The organism is Serinicoccus sp. JS2-9, from assembly GCF_059025165.1.
Genome location: NZ_CM180091.1, coordinates 3,297,606 through 3,320,117, shown reverse-complemented (window position 1 = coordinate 3,320,117; position 22,512 = coordinate 3,297,606). Strand labels below are relative to the sequence as shown.

At 71.7% G+C, this 22,512-nt stretch carries 17 protein-coding genes; 3 read left to right on the top strand and 14 right to left on the bottom strand.

What is annotated here, in order from left to right:
- Positions 1 to 508: 508 nt before the first annotated feature.
- Complete coding sequence (locus AC5PYY_RS16025; RefSeq protein WP_493897775.1) at positions 509 to 706, bottom strand: hypothetical protein; 198 nt, start codon at positions 704 to 706, stop codon at positions 509 to 511.
- A 353-nt stretch (positions 707 to 1,059) separates the two neighbouring features.
- On the opposite strand from AC5PYY_RS16025, the gene AC5PYY_RS16020 reads away from it, so the two are divergent.
- Both AC5PYY_RS16020 and AC5PYY_RS16015 read left to right on the top strand, forming a co-directional pair.
- Complete coding sequence (locus AC5PYY_RS16020; protein WP_493897774.1) at positions 1,060 to 2,550, top strand: MFS transporter; 1,491 nt, start codon at positions 1,060 to 1,062, stop codon at positions 2,548 to 2,550.
- 53 nt (positions 2,551 to 2,603) lie between these two features.
- Positions 2,604 to 2,936 carry a hypothetical protein gene (locus tag AC5PYY_RS16015; protein WP_493897773.1) on the top strand — a complete coding sequence of 111 codons (333 nt, stop codon included), beginning with the start codon at positions 2,604 to 2,606 and terminating at the stop codon, positions 2,934 to 2,936.
- A gap of 9 nt (positions 2,937 to 2,945) precedes the next feature.
- Here the strand turns inward: AC5PYY_RS16015 and AC5PYY_RS16010 are convergent, their stop codons facing one another.
- A complete protein-coding gene (locus AC5PYY_RS16010) occupies positions 2,946 to 4,451 on the bottom strand; it encodes a pyridoxal phosphate-dependent decarboxylase family protein (protein ID WP_493897772.1) in 1,506 nt (501 codons plus the stop codon).
- 25 nt (positions 4,452 to 4,476) lie between these two features.
- The gene (locus AC5PYY_RS16005; RefSeq protein ID WP_493897771.1) at positions 4,477 to 5,835 is read right to left on the bottom strand and encodes an MFS transporter; all 1,359 of its coding nucleotides are present in this window, start codon (positions 5,833 to 5,835) and stop codon (positions 4,477 to 4,479) included.
- Positions 5,836 to 5,884: 49 nt separating this feature from the next.
- Here AC5PYY_RS16005 and AC5PYY_RS16000 point away from each other — a divergent pair, with 49 nt between their 5' ends.
- Positions 5,885 to 6,643 carry a sugar nucleotide-binding protein gene (locus tag AC5PYY_RS16000; protein ID WP_493897770.1) on the top strand — a complete coding sequence of 253 codons (759 nt, stop codon included), beginning with the start codon at positions 5,885 to 5,887 and terminating at the stop codon, positions 6,641 to 6,643.
- A gap of 25 nt (positions 6,644 to 6,668) precedes the next feature.
- Here the strand turns inward: AC5PYY_RS16000 and AC5PYY_RS15995 are convergent, their stop codons facing one another.
- The 11 genes from AC5PYY_RS15995 to AC5PYY_RS15945 all read right to left on the bottom strand — a co-directional run bounded on the left by AC5PYY_RS15995 (position 6,669) and on the right by AC5PYY_RS15945 (position 22,472).
- Positions 6,669 to 7,325, bottom strand: a complete 657-nt coding sequence (locus AC5PYY_RS15995) for a hypothetical protein (RefSeq protein ID WP_493897769.1) — start codon at positions 7,323 to 7,325, stop codon at positions 6,669 to 6,671.
- A gap of 73 nt (positions 7,326 to 7,398) precedes the next feature.
- Complete coding sequence (locus tag AC5PYY_RS15990) at positions 7,399 to 9,618, bottom strand: NADP-dependent isocitrate dehydrogenase (protein WP_493897768.1); 2,220 nt, start codon at positions 9,616 to 9,618, stop codon at positions 7,399 to 7,401.
- A gap of 44 nt (positions 9,619 to 9,662) precedes the next feature.
- Positions 9,663 to 11,249 carry a cation:proton antiporter domain-containing protein gene (locus tag AC5PYY_RS15985; RefSeq protein ID WP_493897767.1) on the bottom strand — a complete coding sequence of 529 codons (1,587 nt, stop codon included), beginning with the start codon at positions 11,247 to 11,249 and terminating at the stop codon, positions 9,663 to 9,665.
- An 82-nt stretch (positions 11,250 to 11,331) separates the two neighbouring features.
- Positions 11,332 to 12,051: a type 1 glutamine amidotransferase gene (locus tag AC5PYY_RS15980; RefSeq protein WP_493897766.1), complete on the bottom strand. Its 720-nt coding sequence runs from the start codon at positions 12,049 to 12,051 to the stop codon at positions 11,332 to 11,334.
- A 39-nt stretch (positions 12,052 to 12,090) separates the two neighbouring features.
- Positions 12,091 to 13,266, bottom strand: a complete 1,176-nt coding sequence (locus AC5PYY_RS15975) for an ABC transporter ATP-binding protein (protein ID WP_493897765.1) — start codon at positions 13,264 to 13,266, stop codon at positions 12,091 to 12,093.
- Complete coding sequence (locus AC5PYY_RS15970; protein ID WP_493897764.1) at positions 13,263 to 14,366, bottom strand: ABC transporter ATP-binding protein; 1,104 nt, start codon at positions 14,364 to 14,366, stop codon at positions 13,263 to 13,265. The genes AC5PYY_RS15975 and AC5PYY_RS15970 overlap by 4 nt, the downstream gene beginning before the upstream one ends.
- A 10-nt stretch (positions 14,367 to 14,376) precedes the next feature.
- Positions 14,377 to 15,381: an ABC transporter permease gene (locus AC5PYY_RS15965; RefSeq protein ID WP_493897763.1), complete on the bottom strand. Its 1,005-nt coding sequence runs from the start codon at positions 15,379 to 15,381 to the stop codon at positions 14,377 to 14,379.
- 13 nt (positions 15,382 to 15,394) lie between these two features.
- Positions 15,395 to 16,402, bottom strand: a complete 1,008-nt coding sequence (locus AC5PYY_RS15960) for an ABC transporter permease (RefSeq protein WP_493897762.1) — start codon at positions 16,400 to 16,402, stop codon at positions 15,395 to 15,397.
- A gap of 121 nt (positions 16,403 to 16,523) precedes the next feature.
- A complete protein-coding gene (locus AC5PYY_RS15955; protein ID WP_493897761.1) occupies positions 16,524 to 18,230 on the bottom strand; it encodes an ABC transporter substrate-binding protein in 1,707 nt (568 codons plus the stop codon).
- Between the two features lie 199 nt (positions 18,231 to 18,429).
- A complete protein-coding gene (locus AC5PYY_RS15950; RefSeq protein ID WP_493897760.1) occupies positions 18,430 to 20,403 on the bottom strand; it encodes a CocE/NonD family hydrolase in 1,974 nt (657 codons plus the stop codon).
- Positions 20,400 to 22,472, bottom strand: a complete 2,073-nt coding sequence (locus AC5PYY_RS15945) for a Xaa-Pro dipeptidyl-peptidase (protein ID WP_493897759.1) — start codon at positions 22,470 to 22,472, stop codon at positions 20,400 to 20,402. The genes AC5PYY_RS15950 and AC5PYY_RS15945 overlap by 4 nt, the downstream gene beginning before the upstream one ends.
- Positions 22,473 to 22,512 lie beyond the last annotated feature (40 nt).

The following is a 22,512-nucleotide window of genomic DNA, read 5'->3' as shown; positions in this document are numbered from 1 at the left end:
GCAGCCGCCACACGCAGGTCGCGGCGGCCTGGTCGACGTCGACCTCGAGACGCGGTCTGCCCGCGTCGTAGGGTCGGTGGGGCAGCGGGAGGACCGCGAGGAGGTCGTGTGGGCCGGCGCAAGAGCGCCGAGCAGAAGGCGCAAGAGGAGCAGCGGTACGCCCGGGCGTACTCAGCCCGGACGGACGCCGACTTTGAGCCGTTCTACACCGACTCCAACCAGGCGATCCGCCCGCCATGCGGCGGCGATGAACCCGGACGCCAGCGCGCAGGTGATCGAGCGCTTCGCGGACGACCCCTTCTGCAGCACCCGCATCGCGGTCGCCGAGCACCCGACCACGGCGAGCCCGAGGCTGCTGCGGCTGCTCAGCGCTGACCCGCGTCGGCGCGGCGTGGTGCACCACGCCGCTCGCGAGCGCCTCGAGCGGGAGGGTGGTGTTCGGCGAGGACGGTATGCCGCGGGACGGGCAGGCCCCCTCGGCGTGAGCGCAGCTCGTGCCGGGGTCGGGTCAGCGCTCGACCCCGGCACGGCGCTCGCGCCGCACGGCGACGAACGAGCGCACGCCGATGACCAGGTAGATCACCAGCAGCACGAAGCTGATCGTCCCTGAGATCACCGCGAGCGGGCGCTCGGCGTCGCCGGCGAGCAGGTCGCCGAGGCCCAGGACGTTGCGCAGCGTGCCGAGCGCCCCGAGCAGGGCGACCACCAGCGCGGCGTGGATGCCGATGGCCTGGCCTGCGGCCGATGACTCCGCAGACCGCGAGGATCGCGCCGAGCAGCGCCGGGATGAGCGCGGTGAGGCTGCGGCTCTCGCTCACGAGGTAGCCCACCACGCCCACGGCGACCAGTACCAGTCCGAGGATGATCGTGGTGCGGGGCAGGCTGCTGTTGGTCATCGTGTCCTCACGGTGGTGGGGGAGTGAGCTGTCCGCTCCACGGTACCGAGCACCCGGCACGTCTCCTACACCCGGTCGGACCACGGCTGTGGCCAACGGGCGATGCGCCGGTCGGGTCTGTCGGCCTCACCACCTAGCATGACGAGGTGAGCAGGATCCCGACGTGAGCGCCGAGCCGGACTCCGATATCGACGCCGCCACCGAGCCCGACCCGGCGCGGTGGCGCATCCTCGCCGTCACGCTCGCGGTCGGCTTCATGTCTCTGCTCGACGTGACGATCGTCAACGTCGCCATCCCTTCCATGCGCGCCGGGCTGGACACCTCGGCCGCGACGATCCAGTGGGTCGTGTCGGGGTATGCCCTGACCTTCGGTCTCATGCTCGTCACCGGTGGCCGCCTCGGCGACGCCTGGGGCCGGCGCACCCTCATGCTGGTCGGCCTCGCCGGTTTCGTGCTGTCCAGCGCGGCGTGCGGGATCGCGCCCCACGCCGGCGTGCTCGTCGCTGCCCGGTTGGTGCAGGGGATCTCCGCCGGGCTGCTCGCGCCCCAGAACACCGGCCTGATCCAGGACCTCTTCTCCGGCGCGGAGCGCGGCCGTGCGTTCGGTCTCTTCGGACTGGTCGTCTCGGTCGCCTCGGCCATCGGCCCGGTGCTCGGGGGCGTCATCATCGCGCTCGCCGGCGAGGACGGCGGGTGGCGCTGGATCTTCCTGGTCAACGTCCCGATCGGTGCCGCCCTGCTCGTGGCGATCGCCCGGATGGTGCCCGCAGCGCGACCCGACGCCGTTGCGGCAGGAGACCCGGAGGACGGCGCGGGCGCGGCAGGTGGGAGGAGCGGCCCACGGCTGGACCTGCTCGGCGCCGTGCTCCTCGGCCTCGCGGTAGTCTGCCTGCTGCTGCCGGTGGTCGCGCTGGAGTCGGGCGACCTGCTCCCGTTGCTGCTGCTCCTGCTCGTGCCGGTCCTGGGCTGGGCGTTCGTGGCGTGGGAGCGACGGCTGAGCCGCACCGGCGGCGCCCCGCTGCTCGACGTGGCGCTGCTGCGCCGCACGCCGGGGTATGCCAACGGCATCGTCGTCGGCTCGCTCTACTTCACCGGCTTCACCGGTGTCTTCCTCGTGCTCTCCGTCTATCTCCAGGACGGTCTCGGCTACTCCACGCTGGCGACCGGGCTGCTCCTCACCCCCTTCGCCGTGGGGTCGGCCGTGTCGTCCCCCTGGGCCGGGCGTGCGGTCAGCCGCCAGGGCCGGGCGCTGGTGGTGCGCGCCCTCGTGGTGATGATGGCCGGGCTGGTGCTCCTGGCCGTGCTGGCCGGGATCGCGCAGGACCGGGCGTGGCTCTGGGCCGCGCTCGCCGTGCCGCTGCTCGTCGCCGGCCTCGGCGGCGGGGCCGTGGTCTCACCCAACTTCACCCTCACCCTCGCCGACGTGCCACCCCGCATGGGTGGCGCCGCCGGCGGCGCCCTCCAGACCGGGCAGCGGGTCGGCTCGGCCATCGGGGCGGCGGTGCTCATCACGGCATACCAGCTCGGTGTGGCAGCCGACGGCGATGCCGGCGACGGTCTGCGCGCGGCCATCGGCACCGCGCTCGTCCTCCTCGCGGGCGCCCTGGCCGCCGCGCTCTGGGCGGGTCGGCCGAGCGCTCGCGACAGCGGGTGACCTGCGGCCCCGGCGACCGGGACGGCGTCGGTGGAGCCGATTACAGTGTGGCCGTGCCGTCACGAGTCGAAGCCAGCGCCCGCGGGCTCCGCGTCACGTACGCGCACCCGCAGCTCCCCGACTCGGCCTTCGAGATGGGGTGGGAGCAGGTCGACGGGGTGTCCGTCTACGCCCTCGAGGGGAGCGCGGGGCAGGGCCTGTTCATGAGCTTCGAGCACGAGAACGGCGAGTTCATGGAGATCCACAGCGGCATGATCGGCTGGGATCAGGTCATGACGTCCCTCGGCGACTTCCTGCCGCTCGAGGTGGAGTCGGTGGCCGAGGTGCTGAGCTGGCTCGGCGTCGACGACCCGCCCGTCACGCTGCTCGCGCGGCGGGTCGGCTGAGCCCGCCTCTCAGTCCCGGGGCGCGCTGAACGCCGCGAAGAAGTCGACGAGCAACCGGGCGCTCCGGTCGCGCGGCAACGCCTCGATCAGGGCGAGCACCGCGGGCAGGTCGATCTCGCCTGCCTCCTGGGCGGCTCGGGCGAGCGCGACCGGGTCCGGGTGCGTCAGCGTCGCCCCGGCCCTATCGGGTATGCCGTCCCTCCGGTGCCAGCCCAGGTCGCGTCGCTGTGCCTCGTCGGAGCCGGGGCCATGCCCCTCGTCGGAGCCGCTGCCGCGCACCTGCTCGGAGCCGGCGACCAGGGCCGCAGCCAGCTCGTCGCGGACGGCAGCGGTCACCGGCGTGATCGTGAGGTGCGTCGACCGCGGGATGGTCGAGCCGTCGGCCTGGGTGAAGCCCGGCTGCCCCTGCAGCACGAAACCGTGCCGGCGGACCGCCTCCGCCCAGGCGTGCGGCTCGACCCGCCGCCCGGGCGGGGCCGCCCCGTCCGTCGTCGCGGCCAGCAAGGGCCCCTCGGGCGCGCCGAGCACCCGCAGCCCCTCGATCCCGTCGACCACCTCGCGCACCGCGGCGGTGGTCTCGACCACCCGCGCGGTGAGCTCGGCATACCCCTGCGGGCCCAGGCGCGTGACCACCGCCCAGGCGGCCGCCAGCGACATCACCGAGCGGGAGCCGAGCACGGTGGGATTGACGACCGGGTAGCCGGGCCAGTCGGTGAGCGCGAAGTAGCGCCCGGCGTCGAGGGCAGGGTCGGTGAACAGCAGCACGGAGGTGCCCTTGGGTGCGTAGCCGAACTTGTGCAGGTCGGCGGAGATGCTGCTCACGCCGGGCACCGACAGGTCCCAACGCGCCGGGGCCGGGCTCCACCAGGGCAGCACGAAGCCACCTACGCAGGCGTCGACGTGGCAGGGGATGTCGCGCTCGCGGGCGGCCGCCGCCACCTGCTCCACCGGGTCGACGACGCCGTGCGGGTAGGCCGGAGCGCTCACCACCACCAGCGCGGTGTCCGCGCCGAGCCGCTCGACCAGACGAGACGCGGGCAGGGTGCCGGTCTCCGGGTCGACGGGGACGGAGGTCAGGCCCAGGCCCAGGTAGTGCGCCGCCTTGTGGAAGGCTGCGTGTGCCGTGCTCGGGGCGACGATCTGCGGGGTCGCGGCGCTGCCCGGGTGCCGCTCGCGCCACCGCTCGCGGGCGGCGAGCACGGCCAGCATGATGCTCTCCGTGCCGCCGCTCGTGACCGTGCCGACGATCTCGCTGCGGCCCTGACCGCCGAGCACGTCGCGGGCGAAGGCTACGAGGTCGGCCTGCATGAGCGCGACCGAGGGGAAGGTCGTCGGGTCCAGCGCGTTGACCGCCTGGACCTGGGCGGCCGCGGCCCCGGCGAGCTCGTCGAGCTCGGCGACCCCGCTGTCGTAGACGTAGCTGAGCACGCGACCGCCGTGGGTGGGGGCGTCCTGCTGCCGGTAGGCCTCCAGGCGCCCGAGCACCTCCTGGGACGTGGGGCTGGGCTCGGTCATCGCGGGTCCTCTCGAACGCGGGCGGTCACGGGTGGGTCGCGGCAGGGCGGGGCGCGGGATCAGCCTGGGCGGGAGGCTCGCGGTAGCGCCGCAGCACCAGCAGGCTCGCCGCGACGAGGAGCGCCGGCACGAGCGAGAAGGCCAGCACGACGGCCACCAGCGCGGCGTCCGGCTGGGCCAGGCGCTCCCCGGCGGTGCTGGAGCGGAAGCCGGTCACCGTGAGCAGGAGCAGCACGACGACCGGCCCGAGCGCCAGGCCGGTCGTCTCCCCGGCGGTCCACAAGCCGCTCATCGCCCCGCCCCGCCCGCGCCCGGCGGCGGTGATGACGTCCGGGAGCATCGCGAGCGGGAAGAGCTGCAGGCCGGCATAGGCGATCCCGGCCACCCCCACCGCGGCGTAGACCCACCAGCCGGGCCACCAGAGCATCCCCACGAGCGCGAGGGTCGCGACGGCGAACGCGGCTGAGGCGAGGGTGAGGGCGGCCGGCTTGCCGTGCGCTGCGGCATACCGGGTCCACAGCGGCATGACGAGCAGGGCCGGCGCGACGAGCGCCAGGAAGAGGACGGTCAGCGCCGCCTGGTCGCCGAGGGTGTAGGTCGCGACGTACTGTGCTGCCGCGAGCATGACGCCGGTCGCCAAGGCCTGCAGGACGAAGACCGTGAGGAGGGTGCGGTAGGCCGGGACCTCCCGCCAGGCGCGGAGCCCCTCCCGATAGCTGGCCAGCGGGCCCGCTCCGTCTGGTTCGGCGGTCGGCGCCGGACGGGCCAGGTGGCCACGGGTGGTGACGACGGTGGCGAGCATACCGGCCAGGAGCAGCACCGCGATGCCCACCGCCATCCAGAGGTAGCCCGCGTGACCGCCCCCGGCCGCGTCGCGCAGCGCCGGGCCACCGGCCCCGACGAGCAGGATCGCGAGCGCGAGGACGGCGATCCGCCAGGCCATGACCCGGGTGCGCTCGGCGTAGTCGTCCGTGAGGTCGGCCGGGAGCGCGATGTAGGGGACCTGGAAGCAGGAGAACGAGGTCGTCGCCAGCACGAAGCAGCCCAGCACCCACCACCCGGCCGTCGTCGGCCCCAGCCCGACCGGCACCGCGAACATCCCGACGAACCCGAGCGGCAGGGTCAGGGCACCGGCCAGCATGAGCCGGGTGCGCCCGGCCCGGCCCCTGGCGTCGGCGTCGCTGCGCGCCCCGATCACCGGATCGATGAGGACGTCCCACACCTTCGGGACGATGACGACCACCGTGGCCAGGAGGGCAGGGACGGCCAGGGTGTCGGTGAGGTAGTAGGCCAGCACCAGACCGGGCAGGGTGCTGAAACCGCCGGTGCCCACGCTCCCCGCGGCATACCCGGCCACGGCGGGGCGGGGGACGCGGCGCTGCATGGGCGCACTCTAGCGAGGAGGGCGCGCCAGCGTTCTGCAGATGCGAAGGATGGACGGAGCCTGGCTCATCACCGGACTGCGTGGCACGGTGGCCCCGAAGGTCGCGGCACGCGTGGCAGAACTCGGCGGCGTCGTCGTCGGCTGGGACCGGGATCGAGTGCCACCGGACGACGTCGCGGCGGGGGAGGCCTACCTCGCGGAGGTCGACCCGGTGGGTATCTTCCACCTCGGGATGGGGGCGGAGGCCTGGGCGGGTCGACTCGCCGAGCACGCCCGCGAGCGCGACCTCCCGTGCGTCGTCACCAGCTCGGTCTCGGTCTTCGGGGACGCGCCGGACGACCCGGACGGACCGTTCCGGCCGTCGGACACCCCGACCGCGCGCGACGACTACGGCAGTTACAAGGCCCGCTGCGAGGTAGCCGTGCGCGCGGCCTACCCCGGTGCGGCGATCGCGCGCATCGGCTGGCAGGCGCACCCGGACGGGGTGGGCAACAACATGGTGGCTCAGCTCGCGGCGCAGGCCGAGGCCTCCGGTGGCACGATCCGGGCCAGCCGCGCCTGGCGCCCGGCCGCCTCGTGGATGGACGACACGGCAGCGGCTCTCGTGGAGCTGGCGTGGACCGGGCGGGCCGGGACGGTGCACCTCGACAGCAACGCGGTGGACGCGTGGACCTTCCCCGACCTGGTGCGGCACGTGGCCCGCCGGACCGGTCACGCGTGGACCGTGGAGGAGCACGACGAGGTCGAGCACGACTCTCGTCTGCTGGGTGACGAGGACCTGATGCCGCGCCTGTCCATGCGCGGCTGACCGGCACCGGCCATCCGCGACTCGCTCAGAAGGGCGTCGGGTCGTCCCAGCCGAGCTCACGTCCGACGTCTCCGGGCTCGAGCCCGAGCGGTCCGCGCCTCGGAGGCGGGCACCACCCGCCGAAGGTCGCGTCGTAGGAGTCGTCCACCATGCGCCGGGCCCGCTCCTGCGCACGGTCTGCCGCGCGGGCGATCACCCGCTCCTCCAGGCCTCGGTGCAGGATCTGTCGACCGATGTCCGCGGTCAGGACGCGTCGTGCCTCGTCCGACACCGACGCGGACGTCTGGCTGAGCAGCTCGGCGAGGGTCACCAGCTGCTCATCCTCCAGCCCGGGTATGCCCCGCCGCACCTGCGGTGGGTGCACGTGCTCGACCACCGGCCGGGGTGGCGGGGTCTGCACCAGGGCCGCCTGCCAGTCGTAGTCGGCGTCCTGCTGCAGGTGGTGGCGCAACCGGTGGACCGAGAGGTCGCGCGGTCCGCCGCGCTCGTCCAGCGGCAGCATCCGGCTGGCCCGGTCGGCGACGCTGGCGTCGCTGCGCCCGAGCTCAGCGGCGATGTCGGTCGCAGAGCGACCCTCGCGGCACAGGCGCACCAGGGTGGCGTAGTCGGTCTCGGTCCACGGCTCGCCGCTGCGCGGCGGCCGAGGACGACGGGAGGGCGGGGGGAGCGAGTGGAGCGTCATACCCTCCAGCGTCGCCGAGACCGGTGGTGCGCCGCAGAAGTTGTCCACAGGCCACGGCGCTGGTGCGCGCCGCTCAGCCGCGCAGCTCGTCGATCACCGCGTTGAACGTCTCCGACGGACGCATCGCGGCGGTCGCCTTGGCGTCGTCCGGCTGGTAGTAGCCGCCGAGGTCCACCGGGTCACCCTGGACCCCGATGAGCTCGTCGGCGATCTGCTGCTCCTGGCTGGAGAGCTGCTCGGCCACGGGCCCGAAGCGTTCGGCGAGCTCGGCGTCCTCGGTCTGCCCGGCGAGTGCCTGCGCCCAGTAGAGCGCGAGGTAGAAGTGGCTGCCGCGGTTGTCGATCTGCCCCAGCTTGCGGGCCGGCGACCGGCCCTCGGTGAGGACCCGCTCGGTCGCCTGGTCCAGGGCGTCGCCCAGCACCCGCGCCTTGGCGTTGTCGTCACGCTCGGCCAGGTGCCGCAGCGACTCCGCGAGCGCCAGGAACTCGCCCAGGCTGTCCCAGCGCAGGTAGTTCTGCTCGGCCAGCTGCTGCACGTGCTTGGGGGCCGAGCCACCCGCACCGGTCTCGAAGAGTCCGCCGCCGTTCATGAGCGGCACGACCGAGAGCATCTTGGCGCTGGTGCCGACCTCGAGGATGGGGAAGAGGTCGGTGTTGTAGTCGCGCAGCACGTTGCCGGTGACCGAGATGGTGTTCTTGCCCTGCCGGATCCGCTCCACCGACAGCCGGGTGGCCTCGACGGGGGAGAGGATGCGCAGGTCCAGGCCCTCGGTGTCGTGCTCCTCGAGCGAGGCCTCGACCTTGGCGATGAGGTTGCGGTCGTGCGCCCGCTCGGTGTCGAGCCAGAAGATCGCCGGGTCGCCGGTGGCGCGCGCCCGCGTCACGGCGAGCTTGACCCAGTCGCGGATCGGCTCGTCCTTGGTCTGGCAGGCGCGCCAGATGTCGCCGGCGGCGACCTCGTGCCGCAGCAGCACCTCTCCGCTGCCGTCGACGACCTCGACCGCCCCGTCGGCCGCGATCTCGAAGGTCTTGTCGTGCGAGCCGTACTCCTCGGCCTTCTTGGCCATGAGGCCGACGTTGGGGACCGTGCCCATCGTCGTCGGGTCGTAGGCGCCGTGCTCCTTGCAGTCCTCGATGACCGCCTGGTAGACCCCGGCGTAGGAGGAGTCGGGGATGACCGCGAGGGTGTCCGCGGTCTCGTCCGAGGGGCCCCACAGCTGCCCCCCGTTGCGGATCATGGCCGGCATCGACGCGTCGATGATGACGTCGCTGGGGACGTGCAGGTTGGTGATCCCCTTGCTGGAGTTGACCATCGACAGCCGCGGCAGCTCGGCGAGGCGGGCCTCGATCGCCGCCTTGACCTCCGGCGCACTCTCGCCCAGCGCGTCCAGCCCGGCGAGGATGCCCCCGAGTCCGTCGTTCGGCGACAGGCCCGCCTGAGCCAGCTGCGCGCCATACTGCTCGAAGACGTCGTCGAAGAAGACCCGGACGGCGTGGCCGAAGACGATCGGGTCGGAGACCTTCATCATCGTGGCCTTGAGGTGCAGCGACCAGAGCACGTCGTCCGCCGCCGCCTCGGTGACCGTGCGCGCGAGGAAGTCCTCGAGCGCGCTCACCGACATGAAGGTCGAGTCGACGACCTCGCCGGCGAGCACGGGCACCGACTCCTTGAGGACGGTGGTGGTGCCGTCGGCGGCGACGTGGCGGATGGTGAGGGTGTCGTCGGCCTCGACCACGACGGACTTCTCATTGTGGCGGAAGTCGTCGGCGTCCATGGTGGCGACGCGGGTCCGGGAGTCCGAGCTCCAGGCACCCATCGAGTGCGGGTAGGAGCGGGCGTAGTTCTTGACCGCCTCGGGGGCGCGACGGTCGCTGTTGCCCTCACGCAGCACGGGGTTGACGGCCGACCCCTTCACCTTGTCGTAGCGGGCGCGCGCGTCCTTCTCCTCGTCCGTGCTGGGCGACTCCGGGTAGGCCGGGAGGTCGTAGCCCTGCTCCTGCAGCTCGGCGATCGCGGCCTTGAGCTGGGGCACCGAGGCGGAGATGTTGGGCAGCTTGATGATGTTGGCCTCGGGCGTCGTGGCCAGCTCGCCGAGCTCGGCGAGAACGTCGGCCTGCCGCTGCTCGTCAGTGAGCCGGTCCGGGAACTGCGCCAGGATGCGCCCGGCCAGCGAGATGTCCTTGGTCTCCACGTCGATCCCCGCCGCCCCAGCGAAGGCCTCGATGATCGGCTTCAGCGAGTAGGTCGCCAGCAGCGGCGCCTCGTCGGTGCGGGTGTAGATGATCGTGGACATGCGTCTCCCTGGTCGGTCGTGGACGGGACGTTTCGACCCCGAGTCTACGTACTCCCGGACTTCTCCTCGGCGGCACGCTCGGCGATCGTGGCGCCCGCGCCCTCGTAGAGATTGACCACGACGTCCGCGCCGTGCGCCTTGAGATCACGCACCTCGTCGTCGTACTGCGCCACGACGGCGATGACGCCGTCGTAGTCACTGGCGACGAGCTGCTCCAGGGCGACCTTGTTGGCGCCGTGGAAGGGCATGGCCAGGACGACGATCTCGATCTGGTGGGTGGAGTCCAGCCGGGCCCAGAAGTCGCCGTCGGCGGCGTCCGCCTCGACGACGTGCATCCCCTGCTCCCGGAGCGTGAGCACGCGGTTCTGGAGGTTCTCCACGCCGAGCACGCGCAGGCCGTAGACCTCGGTCAGCTCGGCGTAGGCGCTCCGACCGATGCGGCCCATGCCCATGACCACGGCGCGGGCCCCACCGAAGGAGATCGGCCTCTCGTGCGGGTGCACGTCCTCCGGCGGGTGCATGGGCATGACCCGTCGCGCCTGACGCAGGATGGCGTCGGACTTCTCGTTGATGAGCGTGGCGGCGACGAAGCTCGTCGCGACCGCCACCGACATGACCACCAGCCACTCCTCGTCCAGCATCGCGCTCGCCACCGCGACCGAGGTGACGATGAGCCCGAACTCGGAGTAGTTGCCGAGCAGGACACCCGCCTTCACCGAGGTGCGGCGCCGCAGTTTGTGCCGGTCGAGCAGCCAGACGTAGATCGCGATCTGCACGGGGAGCAGGACGAGCAGGAGCAGTCCCAGCCCGGCGGCCTGGGTCGTCGGCGTGCCGATGAAGCCGATGGAGATGAAGAAGCCGACGAGCAGCAGGTCCTTGAGCAGGAAGAGGATGTGGGAGAGCTCGCCCGCGGCCTTGTGCCCGGCCAGCAGCATGCCGACGACCAGCGCCCCCAGGTCGCCCTTGAGACCGACGGCGTCGAACGCGGCATACCCCGGACCCAGCGCCATCGCCAGGCCGAAGAGGGCCTGCATCTCCCCGTGCGGGATGTGGTCCCACAACCACCGGGCGCCCCAGGCGACCGGGATGAGGGCGATGACGAGCGGAATCGCCCAGATGCTGGGGATCCGCCCACCCGAGACGGTCATGAAGATGACGGCCGCCAGGTCCTGCATGACCAGGATGCCGATGGCGACGCGGCCGTAGAACGACTGCAGCTCGGAGTGCTCCTCCAGGACCTTGACGACGAAGACGGTCGAGGAGAAGGACAGCGCGAAGCCGACCAGCGCCAGGGTCTGCAGGTCCAGGCCCGCCACGAGGGGGTAGCCGAGGATGCCGACGATCCACAGGAAGCAGGTGCTCACGGCCACCGACAGCGCCATGTGTCCGGCCGTGGTGACCCAGACCTCGCGGGAGAGCAGGCTGCGGACGTTGAGCTTGAGGCCGATCCCGAAGAGCAGCAGCGTCACGCCCAGGTCGGCGATGAAGTCCAGGTAGGGCAGCTCCTCGACCCCGATCGCGTTGAGCGCGAACCCGGCGAGGAGGAAGCCCAGCAGCGCGGGCAGTCGGAGCATGGTGGACAGGAAGCCGGCCGCGAAGGTCGCAGCGATGAAGACCGCGGCATCGGTCATGACGACTCCCCTCGAGGCACGGTGGTTAGGGACATTCTCCCACGGGGTCCGCGGCGGCCGGGGCCGGTGGGGCGAGGAGGGCTCAGGCGGGTTGGGCGGTGGGGGCCGTGGCGAGCTGGGCGAACTGCCGCAGCAGCTGCTCCCAGGAGCGGTGCAGGTCGGCCTGCCGTCCGCGCAGGGAGCGGATCGCGGCGAGCTCGGCCTCGGGTGCCTGCCCGTGCGCCCACCCCATGACCAGGTCGGCGTCCACCTCGGGGTGGAACTGCACCCCCCAGGCCCGCGGACCGAAGCGGACCGCCTGCACGCTGCCGTCGGCAGAGGTGGCCAGCATCACCGCCGAGGGCGGGAGGGTGAGGGCGATGTCGTGGTTCCAGTGGAACACCTCGGCCCCGGGCACGAGAGCCCTGGTGAGCTCGTCGGTCCGTCCGTCGTCAGTGGGGAGCCAGGCCCGCAGCCCCATCGTCTGACCGCTCGGGTGCGGGCCGACCGTCCCGCCCAGCGCGACCGTCGCGAGCTGGTGGCCGAGGCAGATCCCGAGAAACGGCATACCCGCCGCGACGGTGCCCGCGATGAGCGCCTTCGTGGGCAGGAGCCACCGGACGTCGGCATCGTCCTCGGCACCCATCGAGCCGCCGAGCACGATGAGCCCGGCGTGGTCGCCGAGGGACGCGGGCAGCGCCCGGCCCTCGTGGGCGCGGAGCACGTCGCACTCCACCCCGGCCCGGCTGAGCCACTCGTCGAGGAGGCCAGGTGGTGCCTTGTCCTCGTGCTGGACCACGAGGAGCCGGGGGCGGGGGCTCATGTCCGAAGCCTAGGGCAGCCGAGTGGGCCGGCGGGTGAATCAGCCGCCGGTGTCGGGCATGTCGCGGGCGGCGAAGCCCGCGCTCGTGACGTCCTCGTCCGCCTCCCGCTCCCAGTAGGGGCTCTCCGGGTCGCTCGCCTGCACGTCGTGCGGCTGCAGCTCGCCGCTGGCGATCTGCTCGGCCCAGTGGCAGGCGACCCGGTGGCTGGACGGGACCCCGTCGATCTCGACCACCCGCAGCTGCGGGCGCTCGTCGTCGCACCGGGTCTCCTGGCGCCACGGGCACCGGGTGTGGAAGCGGCACCCGGCCGGGGGGTTGGCGGGGGAGGGAAGGTCGCCGACGAGGAGGATCTGCTCGCGGGTGTCCTCCACCGTAGGGTCCGGCACGGGAACGGCGGAGAGCAGAGCCCGGGTATACGGGTGCAGCGGAGCGTCGTAGAGGTCCTCCGCGTCGGCCTCCTCGACGAGCGACCCGAGATACATGACGCCGATCCGGTCGCTGATGTGCCGGACCACCGCGAGGTCGTGGGCGATGACGAGGTAGGTGAGGCCGAACTCCTCCTGCAGGTCTCCGAGCAGGTTGACCACCTGGGCCTGGACCGAGACGTCGAGGGCGCTGACCGGCTCGTCGGCGACGATGAGCTGCGGGTCGACGGACAGCGCCCGCGCGATGCCCACCCGCTGGCGCTGGCCGCCGGAGAACTCGTGCGGATACTTCGACAGGGCCGTCTTGGGCAGGCCCACCGCCGTCAACAGCTCGGTGAGCCGCTCGCGGGCGGCCGCCGAGTCCTTGGCCATGCCGTGGGCGCGCATCCCCTCGAGCAGCAGCTGCTCCACGGTCTGGCGCGGGTCGAGGCTGCCGAGCGGGTCCTGGAAGACCATCTGCATGTGCCGTCTGCGGGTGCGCAGCTTCTCGCCCTTGAGCGTCGAGAGGTCGGTGCCGTCGAAGTGCACCTCGCCCTCGGTGATCGGCTCGAGCTGCAGCAGCGCGCGGCCGAAGGTCGACTTGCCGCAGCCGGACTCCCCGACCAGGCCGTAGGTCTCCCCCCGCCGGATCTGCACGTCCATGCCGTCGACGGCGTAGACGTGACCCACGGTGCGGTCGAAGATGACGCCCTTCTTGATGGGGAAGTGCACCTTGAGGCCGCGGACGTCGACGAGCAGGTCCTCGTGGGCGGAGCCGGTCCGGTCGGCCTCCTCTGCGGTCGCACTCATCGCGCGTCCTCCTCACGCTCGTGGTCGGCGTGGTGCGGCCAGATGTCGTCCAACGGGTTCTCCTCCAGCGGGTGGTGGCAGCGCAGCAGCCGGGCCTCGCCGAGACCGTCGCGGTCGGCCACCAGCTCCGGGCTGCGCTCGCGGCAAGCGTCGACCTCGGAGGAGCAGCGGGGCGCGAAGGCGCAGCCGCCCTCCCACGGGATGTTGTCGGCCACCGAGCCCGGCACCGGGTTGAGCCGGCGGCCGCGCCCCTCGGTGAGCCGGGGGATCGAGGCCAGGAGCCCACCGGTATACGGGTGGCGGGGTCGGGCGAACAGGTCGTGCCGCTCGGCGCGCTCGACCACCTTGCCGCCGTAGAGCACGTTGACCTGGTCGCACAGTCCCGCGACGACGCCGAGGTCGTGGGTGATCATGATGAGGGCGGTGCCGCTCTCCGTCACGAGCTCGCGCAACAGGGCCAGGATCTGCGCCTGGATGGTGACGTCGAGGGCGGTGGTGGGTTCGTCGGCGATGAGCAGGCGTGGCTCGCAGGCCAGGGCCATCGCGATGAGGGCACGCTGGCGCATTCCGCCGGACAGCTGGTGGGGATACTCCTTGAGCCGGCGCGTCGGATCAGGGATCCCGACCTTGTCGAGCAGCTCGGCGGCGCGGGTGTTGGCCGGGCCCCGCCTCATCCCACGGTGAGCGACGAGGACCTCAGCCACCTGGGTGCCGAGCGGCACGACGGGGTTGAGCGAGGAGAGGGGGTCCTGGAAGATCATCGCCAGATCCCGGCCGCGTCGCTCGCGCAGCTGTTCCTGGCTCAGGCGCAGCGGGTCCTCGCCGTCGAAGAGCACCTCGCCCGTCACCCTGTTGCCGCGCGAGGGGAGCAGCCCCATGATCGCCAGCGACGTGACGGACTTGCCGCAGCCTGACTCCCCGACCAGGCCGACGGTCTGGCCTGGCCGGACCTCGAAGCTGACGTGGTCGACGGCGGTGAAGGCGCGCTGTCCGCGCCCGAAGGTGACGCTGAGGTCCTGGACGGACAGCAGCGGGGCGTCCGAGGAGGTGGCCGTCCCGGACGACGCGCCCGAGGCGCTGGAGGTGGTGTGGTCGGTCATCGCGGCCTCCTCAGCGGCGGGACTTCGGGTCGAGGGCCTCGCGCAGCGACTCACCCATGAGCGTGAAGCCGAGGGCGACGACGATGATGCACAGGGCCGGATAGACCGCGACGTGCGGGTAGGAGTTGAAGAACACCTGGGCCCGGCCCAGCATCTGACCCCACTCCGGCACCGAGTCGTCGGGGTTGCCCAGCCCGAGGAAGGACAGCGCGGCGGCGTCGATGATGGACACCGCCAGCACCAGGGTGCCCTGGACGATCACCGGGCCCAGCGAGTTGGGGAGCATGTGCCGGAAGACGATGGCCGCGGGCTTCACCCCGAGCGCCCGCGCAGCCAGGACGTGGTCGCTGTGCCGTTGCGCCATCATCGAGCCGCGCAGCAGCCGGGCGAAGATGGGGATCTGGATGATCGCGATGGCCGCGATGACCGTCCATTGGCTCGGCCGGGCGAAGAGCGCGGCGATGGAGAAGGCCATGAGCAGCGAGGGGATCGAGAGCATCACGTCGACGATGCGCATGACGATGCTGTCGGCCAGCCCGCCGATGCCGCCGGCGATCGTGCCGAGCACGAGCCCACCCAGCAGCCCGCCCATGGTCGCCAGGACGCCGACGATCAGGGTCTGACGTGAGCCGACGATGAGGCGGGAGAGCATGTCCCGGCCGGCGTTGTCGCCCCCGAGGGGGTGACCCTCCTGGGCCGGGGGGATCGGGGTGGCGGGGGAGACCTGGTCGATGAGGATCCGGGCCGACGGGTCGTAGGGCGCGATCCACGGGGCGATGATCGCGACGAGGACGAAGATGGCGACGATGGTCAGGCCGATGAGGAAGACCGGGTCACGCCGCAGTCGCCGCCAGGCGCTCTGCCACAGGCTGACGCCCTCGTCCGACGACAAGGCGCCGGCCTCGGCGAGGGAGTCGATCCGCTGCTTCTTCCGATCACCGCCCAGCAGGGAGGCGGTGGAGCGGTGGGAGGTCTCGCGTTGGGCGTCGGAGGCGCTGATGTCGGGTTCGCTCATGTCAACTCGCTCCTCAGGTGCGCACGCGCGGGTCGATGATGGCGTAGGCGACGTCGACCACGAGGTTGACGACGATGTAGATGAGGGCGGCCATCATGATGAGGACCTGCAGCACCGGGTAGTCGCGCAGCTCGAAGCCGAGGGCCAGCGCCTGGCCGATCCCGGTGAAGGCGAAGACCTTCTCCGTGAGGACGGCCCCGGCGAGCAGGGCGCCGATCTGGAGACCGACGATCGTGACGACGGGAATGAGCGCGTTGCGCATGATGTGCCGCGCCCGGATGGTCTGCCGGCGCAGCCCCTTGGCCCGGGCGGTGCGCACGTAGTCCTCGTCCATGACGTCGATCACGGCAGCGCGGGTGATCCGGAAGATGACCGCGAAGGGGATGGAGGCCAGCGCCACCCCGGGGAGGATGAGGTGCTTGAAGGCGTCCCAGGCCGCGTCCCACTCGCGGGTGATGATGCCGTCGAGGATGTAGAAGTTGGTGATGTGCGTGGCGTCGATGCCCACGCTCTGCCGGCCCGAGGGGGGCAGGAGTCCCATCCGCACGGCGAAGATGTACTTCAGCACGTAGGCGAGGAAGAAGACCGGCACCGCGACACCGACGAGGGAGAAGATGACCGATCCGGTGTCGAAGACGCCACCGCGGCGTCGCGCCGCCAGGTAGCCCAGGGGGATGGCGAGGCACAGCGCGAGCACGATCGCGAAGAGGCTGAGCTCGATGGTGGCGGGGAAGCGCTCGAGGAAGACGTCGAGCGCCGGTCGGCCGCGGTAGACGCCGTTGGAGACTCCGAAGTCGCCCTGGACCGCCCGCTGGAGAAACCTCCAGTACTGCACGACGAGTGGCTGGTCGAGGCCGAGCTGGGCTCTCAGCGCCGCCGCGGACTCGGGGGTGCCCCGCTCGCCCAGCAGGGCGCTGACCACGCCGCCGGGGAGCGAGCGCAGCCAGGCGAAGAGCAGCACGCTGAGCACGAACAGCGCGAGCACCGCCTGGAGGACGCGGCGGACGATGAATCTCAGCACGGGGACTCTCCCGTCGTGGTGGCCCGCGGCGACACGCGGACGAAGGTGGGTGACGAACGGGTGCGGCGGGCCGAACCGTCTGGTCCGACCCGCCGCACCGGTGGCGGGGAACCCGCCTAGCTCACTCCGAGAGCGTGACCGTGGAGAAGTCCTCTGCCGTCAGCGGGCTGGGGACCAGACCCTCGACGTTCGGACCGACCACGAGCGCGGGCGGACTGTGCGAGATGGGCAGACCCGGCAGCCACTCCTCGCTCATGATGTTGGCGTTGAGCTCGGTGTAGAGCTCGGTCCGGGTGGCCTCGTCCGCCTCCGCGTCGGCTGCGGCGATCTGGTCCTGCAGGTCCTCGTGCCAGTCGTAGGCAGAGGTGCCGAACTGGTTGTCGTCACCACAGAAGAAGGCGCACAGGAAGTTGTCGGCCGAGTTGAGGTCACCGGTCCAGCCCAGGAAGAAGGCCGGTGCCTGACCGCTCTGGGTGCCGTCGATGTAGCCGCCGTTCCACGGCTTCGTCACGGGGTTGACCGTGACACCGGCCGCCTCCCAGTCCGCCTTGACGGCGTCATAGATGCGCGAGGGGTCCGGCATGTACGGCCGGGTGACCTCGGTCGGGTACCACAGGTCGATGGTGAGGTCGGACTTGCCGGCCTCCTCCAGCAGCTCCATGGCCCGGTCGACGTCGTACTCGTACGGCGCGATGTCGCCGTTCCAGCCGTCCACCGTGTCCGGCATGAACTGCGTCGCCACGGTCGCACCCTCGGGCAGCTGGCTGGCGACCAGCTGCTCCCGGTTGATCGCGTGATAGAGCGCCTGGCGCACGAGCGGATCCTCGAGCTGCGGGTCGGCCGCCGGGTTGAGCGCGAGGTAGAGGACGTTGAACGGGTCGCGGATCTCGACCTGCATCCCGGCCTCCTCCAGGGCCTGCCAGTCGACCGGGTTCGGGAGGTCGTAGCCGTTGATCGTGCCGGCCTCGAGCTCCTGTCGACGCGCGTTCTCGTCCGGGATGATTTTGAAGATCAGCTCTTCGACGCCGGCGGTGTCACCCCAGTAGTCGTCGTACCGCGAGAGGGTCACCGTGCCACCCGCGTTGTCGTAGGACTCGAAGGTGAAGGGTCCGGTGCCGGTCGGGTGCTCGGTGGCGTACTCCGGGAAGGTGAAGGCCTCACCCTCCAGGCCGATGCCGTTGGCGTCGTACTCCTCCATCGCCGTCGGCGACTGCATGGCGTAGGAGATCTGCGACAGGATGCCCGGCCACTTGCCGGTCACGCGGCTCACGGTGATCGTGGCGACGTACTCCTCGGTGGCCTCACAGGACTCGTAGAGCGAGTCGTCGCCGAAGCCCACGTCGTTGCCGTAGTAGTACGTGGCAGCCGGGCTCTGGCCGGCCTCGCTCTGGTCGGCCCAGCGCTCGAAGTTGGCGCAGACCGCCTCGGCGTTGAACTCGGTGCCGTCGTGGAAGGTCACGCCCTCCTGGAGCGTGAAGTCCCAGACGAGGCCATCCTCACTGTCCCAGTCGGTGGCGAGCTCGGGGACGTTCTCGCTGCCGCCCGGCTCGGTGCCAATGAGGTTCTGGTAGATCTGGCGGGTGACGCGGAAGGTCTCGCCGTCGCTGGCGTAGAACGGGTCGAACATCGCCGGAGCGCCTGCGGCGCCGAAAACGAACGTCGCGTCCGAGGCCTCGCCGCCGTCGCTGCCGGCGTCCTCCGAGGCGTTCGAGCCGGAATCTGCGCCGCTGTCTCCGTCAGACCCGGAGTCCCGCTCGGACTCGGCGCAGGCGCCGAGCAGGAGAGCGAGGGCGGCGGCCGTCGCTGTGACGACCTTGAGGTTGGACATGCTTCCTCCTCGTGGGTGAACAGGGACCACGGTGGCCCTGAGGCGGGGCTGGATGGGCCCGGCCATTCTTGGGGATTGAACCATCATGTGTGGGTGCGCAGGACGGCTCCGGGCAGATCGTGACCGAACCGAAACACGCTGGTCGGCGGTCCGCGCCGGGTTGCCGCAAGGGCAACCCGGCGCGGACCGCCGACCGTGGTCAGAGCCCGGGACGCTGGCGCCCGGTGGACTCGTCCACGGTGCCCGTCGGCAGCTCCTCCGCGGGCGGGAGCTTCAGGGCCCCACGGTTGAAGCCGGTCATCGGTCCGTCGACCGGCAGCGAGAGGATCGTGTCGGCGAGATCCACGGTGTAGGTGCCCGATGACTGATCGACGGGATACGGACCGCCACCGCCGTACGACGCGCCCGTGATGACCAGGCCCAGGTGGTGGCCCTCACCGATCCGGACGTCGTTGGGCTGCAGCTGCACGGTGAGCTCGTGCGTCCCGGGTCCGTCGAGCCGCGCCCAGCCACGCGCCACGATCTGCAACGGTGTCTCGACCAGCCGCCGCTCCACCTCCCGGTAGCAGGCGTCGTCCGCCTCGATCGACTCGCCCCAGCACGTCTCCTCGGCCAGCGTCCGGATGCCGTTGGACGACTCGCTGACCCGCTCGGAGGTGCCGTAGTCGACGATCAGGGCAGTGACCTGACCGACCGGCTGGTCGTGGGTGATCGTGAGGTCTAGCTCGGGCGTCCCGGAGAGGCGCACGTCGTCGGTCATCCGGCCGGTCGCGAAGAACAGCTGGTTGTCGGGATAGGCGTAGGTCGCCAGCCCGCCCTGCTGCACGAACCACCGGTTGGTGAACGACAGCTCCTCGCGCCCGCGGCGCCCCATCGCCATCGTGCCGTCGTCCTGGGGCCGGAGCTTGGCGGTGCGGCGGTCCAGGGGCCACCGCTCGGAGGTCTCCCAGACGTTGGGTGCCGTCTCGACCCGGACGGCCGGCTCGTCCCAGATCCCGTTGTCGATGCCCATGAGCTCGCTGTCGAACCAACGGTTCAGCTCGCGGGTCCACTCCTCTCGATCGGTGTCGAAGGGCTCGGCGTGGCCGACCCGCATGAGCCACATCTTGGTGTCGACGCGGGCGTCGTCGAGGGCCTGCCACCACGTCGCGAAATTGCGGGTCTTGACGTTGTTGTCCTGCAGGCCGTGGACGACGTAGACGCTGGCGTTCACGTCCTCGGCGGTGCCGAGAGTGCCCTCGCGATAGTCCCGCTCGGCCCAGAACGCGTTGTACCGCCCCGTGGAGTCATCGCCGTCGGCGCGCAGACCGGCCAGCACCTCGTCGCAGTCCTGCGGAGTCACCCGGTTGCCCATGACGTAGCCGGCCAACCACGGTGCGTAGCCCAGGCTGTAGGGGAGGTCCTGGCTCCGGGTGTAGTCGTACCACGAGCTGATGGCGCCGACCGGCACGATCGTCTCCAGGCCCTCGACCCCGGTGGCGGCCACACCGTTGGCGATCGTGCCGTCGTAGGACTTCCCGATCATGCCCGTCTGCCCGTTGGACCAGTCGGCCTCGACCGGCATGCCGTCGGAGTCCACGGCGTCGGCGCGGCCGTTCAGCCAGTCGACGACCGCCTTGGCGGACAAGATGTCGGACTCGCCTCCGGTGTCCACGCAGCCGGTGGACCGGCTCGTCCCGGCGATGTCGACGGCGAGATAGGCATACCCGCGCGGGACGAAGTAGTTGTCCAGGTAGGTGGGCACCAGCGCGGGGTTGCCGTCCTCGTCCCAGGTCTTCGTCTCGCCCTCGTTGCCGCGGCCGCAGCAGGTGAAGTAGGGGCTGGCCATCATGACGACCGGCACCTGAGCCGCACCGTCCAGCTCGGCAGGGCGGACGATGTCGACGGCCACCTGCTCTGCGGCGCCGTCGCCGTCGAGGTCGGGCGCCTGCACCCAGACCGACTCGCGGATCGCGTCGGCGTAGTCGTAGACCGGTGCGGTCATCCCGTCCTCGAGGACCACAGGGGGTGCGGGGACGACGTCGCGCGCGGTGGGAGTCGCCATACCCGTCGTCGCCGTTGCCGACGCCGAGGGGCTCGCGGTCGCCGTGGTCACGCCCAGGGTCGCGGTGACGCCGAGGGCGGCGGCGCTGGCCAGCAGCCGACGCACGGGGCGGTGCGCGGAAGTGGTCATGACAGCTCTCCGTCGTCGAGCATGGTGCGCAGGGCCTCGGCCACCTCGAGCAGGTCGGTCCGCAGGGTCGGGTCGTCCACCCGCTGCGCCACCCGGACGAAGCGGTCGATCGCGCGATCCGCCTGGGCCGTGCGCCCAGCCTCGGTGTGCAGGAGCACCTGGTCGAGAGCGGTGGTCAGACGCACCTGCTCGCCGCGACTGAGCAGGCCGTCCTCGGCGTTGCTGTCGACCAGGGCGTAGGCATACGCCTCGACGTCGTCGGTGGCCGCAGCCAGTCCGAGGGGCCCTCCGACCACCGGCAGCACCGTCGACGTGCCGCCGAGGTCGACGTCGAGCAGGCTCCCGGCGGCGGGGCGGATCGTGAACTCCTGGTCGCTGGAGTAGACCATGACCGACAGGGTCGAGCCGGCCGGGATGACGCTGTCGATCGGTTCGTAGCCGAAGTCGACGGTGACGGACTCACCCGGGACCAGCGGCGTGCCGACGCCGTCCAGGTCGCCCGCGTTCTGCGGGTCGGCGAAGCCGCGGGTGACGATCCGGGTCTGGCCGTCGGCGTTCGTCACCACGATGGCGGTGGACAGGTTGACGGCGGCTCGGTCGGCGCTGAGGGTGACCGACACGGTCGGCTCACCGCTGAGGTGGACCGGCTCGACCAGCTCGCGAGAGCGGAAGAGCAGCCGGTGGTCGGAGGAGGCTGCTGCGGCCAGGTCGGCCGCGCGGACGCCCGCGTCGTCGACGACGGCCTGCGTGGCCTCGTCGCCGTCGAGGATCCGCAGGTAGCCGACGGCGTTGCCGTCACCGGCGAAGCCGACCTCGACCCCACGGCTGCCCGGCACCGGCCAGGTGTCGTACGGCGTGGGCTGGAGCCGGGAGACCCCCTCGCGAGCCACCCAGGCCAGCGGGTCCTGCTCGACCCCGTTGTCGACGTCGTAGAGGTAGCGGCTGAACCAGCGGTTCATCAGGTGATCCGGCGGCGGGCCACCATGACCGCCCTGGTGCAGGTAGAGCTGGGAGGGGGTCCCTTGAGCCTGCAGGGCATCCCAGAGGTTGCTCGCCTGGCTGGCCTTGACGTTCCAGTCGGACAGGCCGTGCGCGATGAGGGTGGCGGCCTCGATCGGGTCCACGTCGGCGAGGTAGTTGCGCTGGTCCCAGAAGGCGTTGCGGTCGCCGGTCACGCGGTCCTGGTCGTCGGCGAGCCCGTCGATGACGGGCTGGCAGACCGAGCGGTCGGCCCGGGTGTGGACGAAGTCGGCCAGGACGTCGGCGTCCTCTCCCTGGTATCCGCCGGGGGCGACGACCAGACCGTTGGCCCGGTAGTAGTCGTACCAGTCGGAGATGGCGGCGACCGGCACGATGGCCTCCAGCCCCTCCACGCCGGTGCTGGCGACGCCGATGGGCAGCGTGCCGTTGTAGGACGTGCCGGTCATGCCGACCTTGCCCGTGGACCAGTCGGCGGTCACCTCCTCCTGGCCGTTCACGCTGGTGTAACCGGTGGCGCGGCCGTTCAGCCAGTCGATCACCGCCTTGGGCGCGAGGGACTCGTTGGCGGCGCCGGTGGTCGGGCAGCCCTCGGACAGGCCAGTGCCTGGGCTCTCGGAGTGCACCACCGCGAAGCCACGCGGCACCCAGGTGCTCTCGTGCGAGGTGCTGATGGTGGGGCTCGTCGACCGGCCCGAGGTGGCCGTGAAGTCGGGCCGGGACGCGGGCGGGTCTCCCAGCTCGTGATCGACATCCCAGTTCGGCACGCTCCAGTTGCCACCGGCGTAGTACGGGCTGGCCTCGTAGACGACCGGCACCGTGAGCCCGTCGGTCTCGGTCTCGCCAGGGCGGGTGACGTCGACGTGGACCCGGTCCAGCTCACCGTCTCCGTCGGAGTCGAACTCCGTCTCGACCCAGAGCTCCTGGTGCACCCAGGTCGAGCGATCGGTGAAGACGGCCTGCATCACGCCATCGGCGACGACAGGCTCCACGGATTCCGGGGTGTCGGCAGCGACCATGGTGGGCGCGAGGGCGAGAGTCCCGGCGGCACCGAGCGTGAGGGCCAGGCGGGTCGTGCGGGTGGTGGGCATGAGCGGGTCCGTTCGTCGTCGGTGGTGATGCGGGTCGGCG